The 14,876-nt window shown below is 33.7% G+C and carries 13 protein-coding genes; 2 read left to right on the forward strand and 11 right to left on the reverse strand.

The features are described 5' to 3' along the window. Window positions 1-301: 301 nt before the first annotated feature. Window positions 302-745 (forward strand): ferritin-like domain-containing protein, encoded by a 444-nt coding sequence (locus tag FNJ88_RS01395; RefSeq protein WP_143851380.1) that lies wholly within the window; start codon window positions 302-304, stop codon window positions 743-745. Between the two features lie 164 nt (window positions 746-909). On the opposite strand, the gene FNJ88_RS01400 is transcribed toward FNJ88_RS01395, so the two are convergent. From FNJ88_RS01400 to FNJ88_RS01410, 3 genes are all read right to left on the reverse strand, one after another. After that, a complete protein-coding gene (locus FNJ88_RS01400) occupies window positions 910-1,458 on the reverse strand; it encodes an alpha/beta hydrolase (protein WP_143851381.1) in 549 nt (182 codons plus the stop codon). A gap of 40 nt (window positions 1,459-1,498) precedes the next feature. Beyond that, window positions 1,499-2,476 carry a 23S rRNA (adenine(1618)-N(6))-methyltransferase RlmF gene (gene rlmF / locus FNJ88_RS01405; protein ID WP_143851382.1) on the reverse strand — a complete coding sequence of 326 codons (978 nt, stop codon included), beginning with the start codon at window positions 2,474-2,476 and terminating at the stop codon, window positions 1,499-1,501. 135 nt (window positions 2,477-2,611) lie between these two features. Further along, a complete protein-coding gene (locus FNJ88_RS01410) occupies window positions 2,612-3,376 on the reverse strand; it encodes a hypothetical protein (RefSeq protein ID WP_228414547.1) in 765 nt (254 codons plus the stop codon). A gap of 646 nt (window positions 3,377-4,022) precedes the next feature. Between FNJ88_RS01410 and FNJ88_RS01415 the strand changes: the two genes are divergently transcribed. Continuing rightward, window positions 4,023-5,546, forward strand: a complete 1,524-nt coding sequence (locus FNJ88_RS01415) for a hypothetical protein (RefSeq protein WP_143851383.1) — start codon at window positions 4,023-4,025, stop codon at window positions 5,544-5,546. A gap of 116 nt (window positions 5,547-5,662) precedes the next feature. Here FNJ88_RS01415 and FNJ88_RS01420 read toward each other — a convergent pair whose 3' ends face one another. From FNJ88_RS01420 to gcvP, 8 genes are all read right to left on the reverse strand, one after another. Then, complete coding sequence (locus tag FNJ88_RS01420; protein ID WP_143851384.1) at window positions 5,663-6,130, reverse strand: DUF6428 family protein; 468 nt, start codon at window positions 6,128-6,130, stop codon at window positions 5,663-5,665. Between the two features lie 48 nt (window positions 6,131-6,178). Then, entirely contained in the window at window positions 6,179-6,511 is a 333-nt protein-coding gene (locus tag FNJ88_RS01425; RefSeq protein WP_143851385.1) for an ArsR/SmtB family transcription factor, read from the reverse strand. 143 nt (window positions 6,512-6,654) lie between these two features. Further along, window positions 6,655-7,107, reverse strand: coding sequence for a hypothetical protein (locus FNJ88_RS01430; protein ID WP_143851386.1), 453 nt, complete (start codon window positions 7,105-7,107; stop codon window positions 6,655-6,657). A gap of 177 nt (window positions 7,108-7,284) precedes the next feature. After that, a complete protein-coding gene (locus tag FNJ88_RS01435) occupies window positions 7,285-7,809 on the reverse strand; it encodes a hypothetical protein (RefSeq protein ID WP_143851387.1) in 525 nt (174 codons plus the stop codon). A gap of 55 nt (window positions 7,810-7,864) precedes the next feature. Beyond that, complete coding sequence (locus tag FNJ88_RS01440) at window positions 7,865-8,704, reverse strand: hypothetical protein (RefSeq protein ID WP_143851388.1); 840 nt, start codon at window positions 8,702-8,704, stop codon at window positions 7,865-7,867. 283 nt (window positions 8,705-8,987) lie between these two features. After that, window positions 8,988-9,884 (reverse strand): SPFH domain-containing protein, encoded by an 897-nt coding sequence (locus tag FNJ88_RS01445; protein WP_143851389.1) that lies wholly within the window; start codon window positions 9,882-9,884, stop codon window positions 8,988-8,990. 70 nt (window positions 9,885-9,954) lie between these two features. Next, window positions 9,955-11,310 carry a dGTP triphosphohydrolase gene (dgt, locus tag FNJ88_RS01450; RefSeq protein ID WP_143851390.1) on the reverse strand — a complete coding sequence of 452 codons (1,356 nt, stop codon included), beginning with the start codon at window positions 11,308-11,310 and terminating at the stop codon, window positions 9,955-9,957. Between the two features lie 325 nt (window positions 11,311-11,635). Next, window positions 11,636-14,494, reverse strand: a complete 2,859-nt coding sequence (gene gcvP / locus FNJ88_RS01455) for an aminomethyl-transferring glycine dehydrogenase (RefSeq protein ID WP_143851391.1) — start codon at window positions 14,492-14,494, stop codon at window positions 11,636-11,638. Window positions 14,495-14,876 lie beyond the last annotated feature (382 nt).

A 14,876-nucleotide genomic window follows, 5' to 3' on the forward strand; every position in this document is an offset into this window, starting at 1 on the left:
AATAAAATTGTGGTTCAAATTTACGGAAATATAATAGAATTAAAAATGAAGTCAGCATCCATATTGAATATTAAAAAAGGATAATAAATAATATAATCCCCAGTAAATTAAGGTATATAATTTCAATGTGACAATGTTTTTCACTCTTAATAATAACAATAGTCAACTGAAAATAAATCACTTTTTAATTTGAGTTTAACACCATTTTATCATTCAAGTTAAATTGTGTTAAACCTTACTAATTTTATATTATTGGAATGTTTTGTGCATCACTCTAAACACAACATTAAAAATTGACAAAATGGAAAATGAAAAATTAGTAAGCGTATTGAATGATTTATTAACAAAAAATTACGACGCCGAAAAAGGTTATAAAGAAGCAGGAGAAAAAATTGAACACACTTCGTTAAGATCATATTTCGAAAAGCAGGCTGAGAACAGATATTCTTTCGGGCACAAAATAAAGGAGATGATTGTAAAATATGGTGGTACACCAGACAAAGGAACCAGTATCGTTGGTGATCTTCACAGAACATGGATCTCATTAAGAGATGCTTTCGCAAGTGGTGATAAAGCCATTTACGATGAGTGTATCAGAGGTGAAGAATCTTTCTCCAATGAATATGGAGAAGTTCTAGCTGATGACGTTTTACCACCAGATGTAAGAGAAATGGTCACAATGCAGAAAGATTCCGTAGACAAAGCATTGGCCAGTTTAAGAACAATGGAAGGTTTCGCTGCGTAAGCTAAACTTCACATATAAATTAAAAGGTTTCCAAATTTGGAAACCTTTTTTTATATCAACCAAAATTGACGTTTTACAGATTAAAAATGTTTGAAATTAGTTAAGTTAAATTACCGGCTTCTTTATAATTCATCAAATCCGCCAATAGTTTTCTCCGCGATATCCTAGAATTTCAACTTCTCAATTACTAGCAGCTTGCTGATTCTTTTTGCAAACTCTAATTTTTGGTAAAACTCATGACCTTCATCTTTAACGATTTGTCTTTCTATTTTAATGTCTTGAAACCATTGATTATTAGGTTGAGACTCATCATTCTCGCCATAAAACAGCTTAATAACGCCTTCCGGTTTTTCAACCTCATTCCTTAATCGTGTGGAAGAGAGAGCGAAGATTGATTTAGCTTTTAAACCCTTCAGACAAGCTTTCCATGCGACAACACCGCCGATACTGAATGCAAGAACATCAATTTCTCCCTTTTCGAGTTGTCTTAAATTTTCGACAGCTTTTTCAATTCCGCCATTTAAAAATTGCCAATGCAAATGTTCTGCTGTGTATTCCGTTGTATCAAGGTTGGCCAGCTCACAACAATCATAATATTTAATCGTGAATTCATTCTCCAATAATGAACGGTAATATTCTATCCAGAATGATTTTTTTCTTCCCCATAAATCGGAAAGGATGATTAATCTTGGTTTAGTTGTATTGATTACCACTTTTAATTTGAAGAAAATACGAAAACTATTGAAGCATTGTTTATTCGGAGATTGATGGGATTACTTTCCAACGTTTTTCTCTCCATTCTTTCTGTTCTTCTTTTGATAGAAATGACCAAGCTATAATTCTGCTTGACTTGTTACCAGTACCAATAGGAATGGTTTTTACCTGAGAAGCTTCCTCTATGCTCAAAGCTTTATAAATCCCTTTCAAATTAGATTTTTTCGATACTAAAGTAGAAAACCAATACACCTTATCAGAAAATTTCTTGCTTTCAGTAATCATATTATGAATGAAGGTATGCTCTCCGCCTTCACAGATCAATTCGTTACTAATACCGGCAAAATTTAGAACTGGTCGAACTGCTTTCTTTCCAGCCAAATTCTTAATTTTTCGTCTGCTACTCTTTTGGGCCTCTTCAGTAGATGAATGAAAAGGTGGATTACAAATTGAAAGATCTACACTCTTATCATCAATTATCCCCGCGAAAAATGATGACGGATTTTCCTGTAATTTACATTCTACTTTGTTCGTCAGCATAGGATTCTGCATCACAATACTGGCTGCTGATTCAACGGATTTTGGATCGATATCTGAACCAATAAAATTCCAGTCATATTCTGTAACTCCAATAATAGGATAAATACAGTTGGCTCCTACTCCTACGTCCAGACAGGTAATTTGTTCTCCATTTGGGATCACACCAAAGTTGCTCTGCGTTAACAGATCTGCCATATGATGAATATAATCTGCTCTACCCGGAATTGGTGGACATAGGTTTTCAGCTGGAAAATCCCAATTTTTTACACCATAATAATGGTTTAACAAGGCTTTATTCAACAATTTAACTGCAACTGGATTTTCAAAGTCAACAGAATCCTCACCGCTTTTACTTGGCTTAATATGATTTGACAATTCCGGTTCCACCTTGATCAAAGCTTCTAAATCATATCTTTCTCGATTTTTATTTCGAATATGGAGCCTTGTTTTTTCTACTATATTTTTTTCTGTTGACATAATCTTTTCGTTTGGTTACAATAACCTTGTTCTTTAATATCTTACAGTGCAAAGAACGAAAAAAGTATTTATCAATCCTAACGAACTTGCTAAGGTCATTAACTTTAAATTTATCTGACCAGACTAATCAATCTCTTATTTTATCACTAGATCCCCATCTTGAGAAAGAATCACGACTCCATTTTTTTTGACAACGAGTGAGATCTCTGCAACTCCTTTTTCGGCAATAATATTCCTGGAGACTTCATACTCGTAGTTCCCGTTCCTAAAGATAATATCATGATTGCCGCCACTCCCTTCAAATACAAGTTCTCCATTATTTAATATCAAATCAGGTTTAGAGCTTTCATTCTGGCCAATTTTCCAGGAAGTATATCTATATTTTGAGTTGTTTAACTCATCTATTCTGATCAAATAACGCTTGGTGAGAATTTTGTAAACCGGACTTTTAAAATGTCTTAACGACGGAGCAAGGCTTTCTTTATCTTTGGCGATTAATTTTTCTAAAAGCTTCCTTTCAAGATCAGTTTGATGATTAACCGCAAGTATTTGCCCTCCATCACTATCAATCCATAATACTCCTCGATCAAGCATTATTCCGCTCCAACCGACGTCTGACCATTGATCTACTTTTGAGTGCGCAATTCTCTCAATTAGTTCCTGATCAAAAACCTCATTAAATCTTATTTTTAAAGCTTCCCTATTATTAATATTTGGAAGAGGATATTCTCTATTCAAAGGATATTTTACCATAGAAGCTATAATATCTATGTTATTTTCTTTAAATGTATTAATGATTTTTTCAATGTTATTTATCTTGGAAACTGAAAGTTGATCGGATTGTCCGTGTCCCAAATTAAAAACAAAAAGAAGGAAGAATAATAATTTAGATTTCATCATATTAAAATTTTGTAGAAGGTTTGTGTTATTCCTTAACCGTTTCAGAAATACTCAGCCTGCTGTTATTTATACCTTTACATAAAAAGTTATTATATAAATCCGTTTTCACTTATGTTGTAAATTTTAACGCAATCCCGATAGCCATCGGGACGCAAAGATTTAATTACAAAAATGCTGTTTTATAAGGTATTTTGAGTTTTACAAAGGCATTTCATTGAGCAAAGTTCGCAGAGAAGATACAATAATGACGATTTGCGGATATACATTAAATAAATTGATTTATTTATTGGATCGTAATCCATTAAAAAGTCTTTTTAGTTCAAATTATAACTTAAGTTGGAGAATACAACTAAGACTTCTTAAAAAACAATTCGAAGCCAACACCTAGCTGAAAAAATGAAATCTATTACCTCTGTAATTAAATAATACCTGAAATTTAGTTGCTAACCCTCTATTACTACTAATATCAGCAGTATTAGTACATCAGGAAATCCGGTCAGCATAACACCCTCTAATTAACACCTAAGGAAGATTAAATAATAGACTAATAATAACATAATCACCTTATTTAATAGTATTAAACTATCATAATATAAGTAACATTTCAATTTAATAAAAATAAACAGATATTTTTATAGAAAATATAATGAATATTAGCAATGCAATACATATATTTGTACTCCCAAATTTTTATTTAGGAAAATCTATACTTATGAAACATTTAATATTTCTAATTCTAACGATATTAGTCACCTCATTTTCTAGCGCGCAGGTTGGAATAAACACAACGAGTCCAGACACTTCCGCTGCGTTGGATGTTCAGTTTCAAACCGGAAGTCCGAAGGGGATGCTAACACCGCGAATGACAACTTTGCAGAGGACGGCAATAGCCAGTCCTGCAAACGGATTATTGGTCTTTGATACCGATTTAAAATCATTTTATTACAATGAAGGTACATCCCTAGCTCCAGTTTGGGTTAAAATTAACAGTGGTGCAGGAACAAGAACCAATTTTAAAAGGATACAAACAGAAGCAGATCTTATAGCATCGTCTACATTAGTAGGGGGAAATTATCAGTTAAACACCAATACCTTTTATGAGATTAATGGTACAATTACTCTAACAAAATCCATCGATTTAAATAATGCGTATGTTTCTGGATTAGATGCAAATGAGGATATTCTTTCGTTTACGGGAGGTACAGTGTTTAAGGGAACTACAGGAGGAAGTATTAAAAACGTCACTTTAAAGGGTGCTAAAGCTTTTGAAATTACTGGTCCTGGCATCTTATCAAGTTCTTCTCTTTTAGTTCAAAACGCTATAATTTTTGGAATGACTACAAGTGTAGGAAGTATTTCCGGATTAGGTCTGTACTATGGAGGAGTGGTGCAATTTATTGGCAATGCAGATGGAATTACCTATTCAAATATTGGAAATTGTTTGCTAGATAATCAAGCTTGGTTAAGTTCCAACAACGGAACCTTCGAGAAGTTCGCTGGTACCTTTGGATTGATTGAAAAAGGTAGCGGTTTTAGTACAGTTGATGGAGCAGACATTGCGCTAGATGTTAGTACTGCAGGTCTAACCGTTGGTACGGGAACTTTAGAAGGAACTGTATTTTCTGGAATAAGTTCATCTGTTCCTGGTTATATTAAAGGTTATACAACGGGAGATATTTATACAGGATACAATTTCACCAATCAATGGACTGTGAATTCACCTGGTATTCCAAGAGAAAGTGATGGCGTTGCGACAGGCAATTTGTATTATGATAATTCATCTGTGATTACAATAAATACTACTGCTCAAAAATTACCAGTTAGTACTAATTCAATTAGACTCTTTCGTACTGCTGAGGGTACTGGAGTAGATAGCGAAAATCGTCTGGTATATAAGGGAGAAAAAAGAAGAGCGATAAATGTATTAGGTAGTATATCTTTTACAGCTATTGCAGGGAGCAGATATACTTTTTCAATATATAAAAATAATTCTAAAGTAATTGGTAGCGATGTAGTTGCAGATGTATTACAAACTAATGCAAGACAGTCTGTTTCCATAATTGGCACAGTAGACGTTGTAAAAAACGAATATATTGAAATATATGTGCAAAAAAATACTGCTGGAACTGAACAGTTTTTAGTGACTTCATATAATATTATTGTCAATTAATAATTCGGATAGAAAAATATAAAACCTTCAATCATTAATAGCTTAACTTTATTTAAATTATAATAATTAAACTAAAGATTAATATAAATATATTAAACTCATTTAGAATAGCAACTTTAACAACAAGTTTCTACTGAAGAAGTTATTTCATCATTAATTTTTCCTAAAAAATCATCTTTTACTCTACTAGTCGGGATCTCACATTTTTCTCTGGCTAAACAATCAGTTTGTTTGGTAGTCAATAAAAAATGAACTCCCTTGAAATCTAATCCGAACTTACCGATGGTGTCTCCCTGGTATTCCACTTCCACTTCTACGTCACCTATTCCTAAAACCTTTTCTGACAGTTCAATGATTTGTAATAATTTTTCTGGATGCAATCGATGGTCATAATCATCGGCATCCCAGAGTTGGAAATTCACTACTTCTTCATTGCGGATCTTCCCGCCACAATCAATAAAATGTTTGGTGATTTTGCCTACTTCTGTTACGTGGAAGTGATTCGCAACCAATTCACCATTAGGTAGTTCGAAGGCGATCGCCTCCAATTGATACAATTTTCTTTTTACTTTGGATAGTTTCATAATATATTTGTTTATTGCGATTATACGATTAATGTTTATAAATTTTTTTTAGCAGGTTTTATCGTTGACTTCTACATCTTGATTGAGGAAGGTTAGCATTTTTTCTTTCATAGCCGACCAATTTTCGTGATTTATGCAGTAGCACACATTAGTACCTTCCACAGTTCCTTTTATTAAACCCATATTCTTTAACTCTTTTAGATGTTGCGAAATAGTAGGTTGTGCCAATCCAATAATATCGACCAAATCACCGCAATAACAAGAATTAATTTTAAATAGATGTTCTAAGATTACAACCCTTGCTGGATGTCCGAACACTTTTGCATACAAAGCAATTTCTTGCTGTTCGTCTGTGTACTTGCTATCTTTATTAATGTTCATCTCTTAATTATATAATTGCAATAATACGATTAATAATTAAATTACCAAAGCTTATGTAGATTTCTTCTTCGTAAAATTAATTTGATCTTGTAATTCGTTACTAATCATTCATATTAAAAATACAACAAATTGGCTTGTTTAATTTAGGTTTTCCCATTATTAATAAGTGTTAGAAAAGCTTGATAAATCTCTGTCTTGGTAATTTCAACTTCGGAACTGACTTCAACATTGATAATAAATTCCTTATCACCAGCTTTAAAAAGTAATCGATCAGAAATTGGAATATTTAAGTTTTCAGGATCTTTTATTTCCACCATTTCACCGCCATAAAACTCGATGGCTAAAACCTTCTCAAAATCGAACTGAATCTTTCGTTTTTCCATATGATCATCACTAAAATAATCAAAAGTTAAGGTAAAAACTGACCCTGAAAATGCTGTTTTATAATGATCGGTAACAGGTCTATATTTACCATCAAAATTATATCCTGTTTTAAAATCTGAATAATATTGGGTAATAAATGCTTTTGCAGAGAAATTATCTTTTGCCTTTATTTCTGCTGCAATTCTTTGTTGATCTGGTTTCGTACAATCCAAATCCCTTTCTTTTTTCAATCTTGCGGCTGCTTCAATTTTACTTTTATTTTGTGCACTAACTGAGCAGCAAAATATAAATAGGCTAAATAAAATTAGATATTTCACTCGGATTGAGTGTCTTTTTATCACTTCATTTTTCTTCTGATGTAAACTCATCTATTTTTTAGATTTTGTAAGTTAAAAAATTGGTTTTTCTTGATTCCCAAATACATTAGTGCTGTCGCAAAAATCCAGATAAATATTACAATTGGGCATTCTCTCTTTTAAAATAAAGGCTTTTTCTTCTAGGTTACTTTCATTTTCTTCAGAATCCAAAAAGACTTCTTTTAAATTTTTATTATCTAAACTTTCACATAAATCTGAAAGCGTGATTTTAGTTCGGGTGACATTCAAATATTCCAGGTTTTGCATTTGATTAATAAAAGGAATAATCGCTTTTGTAATATTTTCATGTTTTCTCAAAAAGAGAATATTCACATTTTTAAATTTTGTCATGTACTCCACTGCCTGATCTGTAATTAAGGTATTCTTTAAATGAACTTCGACAATTGTGTTTACTCGCAGGGAAAAATAATAAAAAAACTCATCATCGTGATTACTGTCGACAGACCAAATCTGACTCCAATTTTCATGAAGTTGCGAAGGCTTATCAAAATGATAATGCGTTTTCCAGAATTTTTTTTCTTCTTTTGAGAATTTCATAGAAATCTAAAAATTTTAATTCACCATATAAAAGTTACCATTAATCTATAAGAACTTAATAAAGCGGTGATAAATCACTCACGATCGCAAAGTAAACAACTTTGCGATCATCGTATGAACGTAATGCAATGCGATAAGGATAATTTGTTTTATCCCATTTACTCCTTGTTGTTATTCGTCCAGTTTTTTCATCTTTTTCATCTTTTGTAGAAATTAACTTAAAACCTTTATCCAGCAATACTTGATGAGCATTTTTCAATAAAATGGTTTCAACGCCCATCGTTCCAATAAATTCTTTTTTGTCTGAAAATCCTATTGTATATACTCTACTTTCGATATCGTCTTTTTTAACAAAATCAAAAATGTAATCTTCTTGAATAAGGTTTAATCCTTCAAAATCTACATTACTTTTGACGTTGGCTAAATTAGTTCCAGCTAATTTTGAGAGAGCGTCATAATTATAGGTAAGTACTAATTGTTCAATCCAATTTAAAACTCGAATTCCGAAATAGGATGAATGTTGCACATGAATATCCAACCAATCCATACGATCTACAAATCCCTCTTCTTCGTAAATAATTTCTGCACTTTTTAATCGTCCTGATTTATAATATCGGAATCTATTATTGAAATCATTTATTTCATTATTTTTCACACCTTTAAAAATGACACCATCCAGTTTGGTATATAGTTCGCCACTTTTATAGTAATATATTACATCACCAGTTTCCTTTCCCTTCGCGTCAAGATAAATAAATCGAATATATTGCGCATTTTTCTCAGTAGTAAGAGAAAAGTTTTCATCTACAAAATCTTTTTTTTCAGACTGCGCCAGTAGATTGATTTGAAAAGTTAAAAGAAAAACAGCTGTTAAAATATGGTAAATTTTCGTCATTGTATTATTATTTCTTTGAAGGTTATTTAATAAAGGAATTAATAGGTAATCAATAATTTTTCACCATCACTCTTTCGTTATAAAAATAAAACTATTTATTGAGTTAGCACAGAAAAATATTAGTTTCTTCCACAATATAAGTTGATAATCAGTTTCATACCTATTGACGTCCTAATAAACACTGCAAAAAAGCGTACCGCTCACGTCTTTTTACAATCAGTTTTTAGTAACAAAAAAACCGCCTCAGTATTGAGACGGTTTCCTGTAATGATTTTTGTATTTTTTACTTTTGTAGATCTTCCATTTTCTGCGTTGCCGCCATAGAAACCATCAAATCGTTAAGTAAATTGCTAGCGGAACTCGGAGAATTAGGCAATAATACCAAACTGCTCTTATTGCTACTTCCGATAGCCTGTAGTGTATCGTAATGCTGAGTTACTACAATCAAGGCAGATGCTTCCTGCGCATTGATATTAGCATCATTCAACATTTTAACAGATTCTTCCAATCCTTTGGCAATTTCACGTCGTTGATCTGCAATCCCCTGTCCCTGTAATTTTTTAGATTCTGCTTCTGCTTTTGCCACAGCAACAATTCTAATTTTTTGTGCTTCAGATTCATATTCTGCAGCTGTTTTTTCACGTTCTGCGGCATTTATTCTATTCATCGCATGTTTCACCTGTTCATCCGGATCAATATCAGTAACCAATGCTTTAATGATATCGTAACCATAACTTTGCATCGCTTCCTGCAATTCGCTTTTAACCGCGATCGCAACATCATCTTTTCTAACAAAGACATCATCCAGTTTTAACTTCGGCACCTCTGCTCTTACCACATCAAACACATAAGAAGTAATTTGATTTTCAGGATTTTCTAAACGATAAAAAGAATCAGCTACCTGAGCTTCGATTACCTGATACTGAACTGAAACTTTCATTCTTACAAAAACATTATCCAACGTTTTGGTATCAATAATAACATCTAACTGTTGAATTCTCAAGTTCATTCTTTTAGCAACCTGATCAATAAAAGGAATTTTCAAATGCAAACCAGATTGGCGTACTTTATGAAATTTCCCCAAACGCTCTACGATTGCAGCAGTTGCCTGCTTCACCGTAAAAAAGGAAGCAAATAAAACAATTAGTCCTAAGAATATTAAAACCCCTAAATAAGCCATAAAAATATTTTTAAAAATGTGTTATAAAATCGTTTTGATTTTGGATAAAGATAATTAAAATTTGTGTAATTTACATGGTCATTCCAATATCAATTCCTTTGATTTTACGGTATAAATCAGTAGCAAAGTTATCCGTCATTCCAGAAACAAAATCAAGAACACCAAGAACTTTCTGATAATCGGATCCATCCTCATACAAAAATTGATTCGGCAACAGTTTCAAAGCCATTTTATCATAAGATTTTCTTTGAGATTTGTCTGTTAAAATGGGTGGTATAAAATGATTGAGCAATTCGTACATTACATTATAACCCGCATTTTCAATTTCAATAACTGCTTTATGATTATAAATCTTGTTAATTGAAAAACTCTCGATTTCCTGTAGTGATTTATTTTCAGTCTTATAAATATCCAATAAAGCTGTATCTAAATTTCCACTTAAAATATCCGGAAACCGATTCTGATAAATCTGTATAGATTTATTAATTAAGGCGTTGATCACTTTAGCACGGAGATAAGAAATCCGCTCATTCGCATTGGTCAATACCGCCAGTTTATCCTCTACTCTTTTTGTATTTCCATTTTCTGATTTTATCAATTCAAAAAAAAGATTCTCACAATCCGAAGTCGATACTATTCCCAACCGGTGCGCATCTTCCATATCGATAATATTATAGCAAATATCATCTGCCGCTTCTACTAACCACACGAAAGGATGCCGCTTAAAAACCACAGGCTCTTCACTTTCCTGCTTTAGATTTACTGAATTTGCAATATTTAAAAAAGTTTCTTTTTCATTCTGGAAAAAGCCAAATTTCTTTCGATGAAGAATTCCTTTCTTTTTGGCAATCGCTTCGCATGGATACTTGGCAATACTCGCCAGTGTTGAGAACGTCAACTGCGTCCCTCCCTCATCTTTACCAGTTTGCTGATGCGTTAAAACTCTTATTGCATTAGCATTTCCTTCGAAATTTACAAAATCCGCCCATTCTTTGTCGCTAAATTTCGGCTTGAGATCTGCTTGATTTCTTTCAAAATAACTGGCAATAGCATCTTCACCTGAATGTCCAAATGCTGGATTTCCCACATCGTGGCATAAACATCCTGCCGCAATTACATTATGTAAATTGTGCAGGTAAAAACTTTGTGCATTATCATCCAATTCATTTTTAAACTGATTGAAGATAAACTCACCCACCGCATTTCCTAAACTCCTTCCCACCGAAGAAACTTCTAAAGAATGGGTTAAGCGGTTATGCACAAAAACACTTCCCGGCAAGGGGAAAACCTGTGTTTTATTTTGAAGTCTCCGAAAAGCAGCTGAAAAGATGATTCGGTCGAAATCTCGTTGAAAATCGGTGCGCGAGGCCGGGGTTGCAGGATGGTTTCCTGTTCGCTGATGCGTGTAGATGCTGTTTAAAATCATAATACTAACCCAAAAATAAGTCTTAAATTTAAGTAATGGAAATTTTTATTATGAAAGTTCACTATTTGCTAATTGATTTAAAATAAAAAGTGCAGAGTCCACAAAGATTTAAGTACAAAAATGCTGTTTTACCCGCTTTTTTAAATTTCGCAAGGGCATTTCATTTAGTAAAGTTCGAAGAGAAAATACAATAATGCCGATTTGCGGATATACATCAATAAAAATATGATAATGTGTTCTCCGTGATTATTCCTGCATTTTCTGATTAATACAAAAAAAATTCCTGAAGGTGATCTTCAGGAATTCTCTTACTAGGTTTATAAGATTACATATAACTTTCGATTGGTGCGCATGTACACACTAAATTTCGATCTCCGTATGCTTCATCTACCCGTGAAACGGATGCGAAGAATTTGTTGTCACGAACCCACTCCAATGGATAAGCAGCTTTTTCACGGCTGTAGGGTCTGTCCCAATCATCCGCAATTACCACTTGCATGGTATGAGGAGCGTTTTTCAATACATTGTTACTGGTATCATACTTTCCATCAACAATCTCATCAATTTCTCTTTTGATTGAAATTAAGGCTTCTGCAAAACGGTCTAGTTCTGCTTTACTTTCAGATTCAGTAGGCTCAATCATCAAAGTTCCAGCAACTGGGAAACTTACTGTTGGTGCATGATATCCGTAATCCATTAATCGTTTTGCCACATCGGCAACTTCAATTCCGAACGCTTTGAACTGACGGAAATCTACAATACATTCGTGTGCAACTCTTCCCTTTCCATTTGCATAAAGGATCGGGAAATGCTCTCCTAAAACTTCTTTCAAATAGTTGGCATTCAATATTGCGTATTCTGTGGCTTTTTTCAAACCATCAGTTCCCAGCATTTTAATATACGCATAAGAAATATTTAATACTAAAGATGATCCGTAAGGTGCACCTGAGATCGCATCGATGGAATCTTTGCTACCAATTTTGATATTCGGGTTTCCTGGTAAAAACTTAACCAAATGTTCTGCAACGCAGATTGGGCCAACGCCTGGACCACCACCACCATGTGGAATTGCAAAGGTTTTGTGTAAATTCAAGTGACAAACATCAGCTCCAATATTTCCTGGCGATGTATAACCAACTTGAGCATTCATGTTGGCCCCATCCATATAGATCTGGCCACCGTGTGAATGAATCAAATCTGTAATTTCCTTGATGTTATCATCAAAAAAGCCATAAGTAGATGGATAGGTAATCATCACGGCAGCTAGGTTTGCACTATGCTGTTCTGCTTTAGCTTTTAAATCTTCAAAATCGATTTCTCCGCTTTCAATATTTTTGACTACGACTACTTTCATCCCTGCAAGAACTGCAGACGCCGGATTTGTTCCGTGTGCTGACTGAGGAATTAGAGCAATATTTCTATGGCCTTCGCCACGTGATTTGTGGTATTCTCTAATAACCATCAATCCCGCATACTCTCCCTGTGCACCTGAGTTCGGTTGTAAAGAAGTTCCTGAAAAACCCGTGATTTCCGCTAAATCCTTTTCTAATTCTTTAATTAAAATCTGATAACCTCCTGCTTGATCGGTCGGCACAAAAGGATGTACACTTCCCCATTCTGCCCAAGACAAAGGCAACATTTGAGTAGCTGCGTTCAGCTTCATGGTACATGAGCCCAATGAGATCATGGATTGGGTTAAAGAAAGATCTTTCTTCTCCAAACGCTTGATGTATCTCATCAACTCGGTTTCTGTATGATACTTATTAAATACTTCTTCTTTTAATATTTCGTCAGTTCTTAAAAACTCCTTAGGAATTTGACATTCTTCTTTGAAAATAAGTTTAAAACTTTGTTTATCCAAAAAGTCAGCGAAAGCATCAAAAAGTTTCTGAACCTTATCATTAGTAGAAGTTTCATTTAAAGAAACACTAACGATCTCGGGGGTGAAATAGTTAAGATTGATCTTATGATCTTTCATTTTTCTAATCAATCGATCTTTATCATCCTCATGAACTCTAAATTTCACGGTATCGAAAATAGATTCTTCTACGATATCGTAACCCAGACTCTTTAAGCCATCGCGAAGTGCAATCGCCTTAAAGTGAATTTGATCAGCAATAAAATTCAACCCTTTTGGTCCATGATAAACCGCATACATTCCGGCCATCACTGCCAACAATACCTGAGCTGTACAGATATTAGAAGTTGCTTTTTCACGTTTAATATGCTGCTCTCTGGTTTGCAAAGCCATTCTTAGAGCTCTTTTTCCGTAAGCATCTTGGGACACTCCAATAATTCTTCCGGGAATATCTCTTTTGTAATCTTCTTTACAAGCAAAGAATGCAGCGTGAGGCCCACCATAACCCATAGGGATTCCGAAACGTTGTGTTGTTCCCACGGCACAATCTGCGCCCATATCTGCAGGTGACTTCAGCTTTACTAGTGCCATTGGATCACAGGCTACAACAACTTGAAGTTCAAGTTTCTTATAATTCTGAATATCTTCACTGTAATCAACGATAATTCCGTTTTTTCCAGGATATTGTAATAGAACTCCAAAATAAGACTCATCCAATTGGTGAGTTTCATGATTACCTTCAACAATTTCGATCCCTAAACCTTCCGCTTTGGTCTTTAGAACGGCAACCGTTTGTGGAAATACTAACTCTGATATAAAAAACTTCTGAGCACTAGATTTTTTCTGCGTTTTGGTTCTGCTTTCAAAAAACATGTGCATGGCCTCTGCAGCTGCAGTCGATTCGTCTAATAAAGATGCATTTGCTAATTTAAAACCTGTAAGATCACAAACAACGGTCTGAAAATTTAACAATGCCTCTAATCTCCCTTGCGCAATTTCTGCCTGATAAGGAGTATACGCGGTGTACCAAGAAGGATTCTCCAAAATGTTTCTTTGGATCACACTCGGTAAAACAGTGTTATGATATCCGAATCCGATATAATTATCGAACATCAAATTTTTAGCCGCTAAATCTTTGGAGTAAGAAAGCATTTCCTGCTCAGAAAGAGCATCAGAAATATTAAGGTCTTTTGCTAATCGAATCGAGTCAGGAATAGTCTGCCCAATTAATTCATCGATATCTGCAACACCGACTTTGGCTAACATGGCTTGTTGATCGGCTTCATTCAATGAAATGTGGCGATTTACAAATTGTGTAGTATTCATATATTTTTACTAGATTTTTTCTGAAATAAAGGTGCGTAAAAATACAAATTTTTAGACAACATCACAATTGATAAATCTCATTAAATTAGATCCTAAACCAATTTGTCAATAGACCTAAAATAGTAGACCTCATCTTACCTTTCATGTTGGTAATTTTTGAAAAAAAATCATATAAAATATTTGTTATTTTGATTTATTCTAAATTAACATTACATTTGCAGCATGAATAGTCAGATTATTCCTTTTAAAGTATCTCCGCTGATGCACGTAAGAGAAATCAGAGAAGACCTGATTTGTGGCAAAAAGAATTGCTGTAAAAAATTTAAGAAGGGAAAAAGGTGCAAAAAATGTCCAGGCAGATTGAAAATGGCTTAGAGCATTA

The sequence above is a fragment of the Chryseobacterium sp. SNU WT5 genome (assembly GCF_007362475.1).
GTDB lineage: Bacteria > Bacteroidota > Bacteroidia > Flavobacteriales > Weeksellaceae > Kaistella.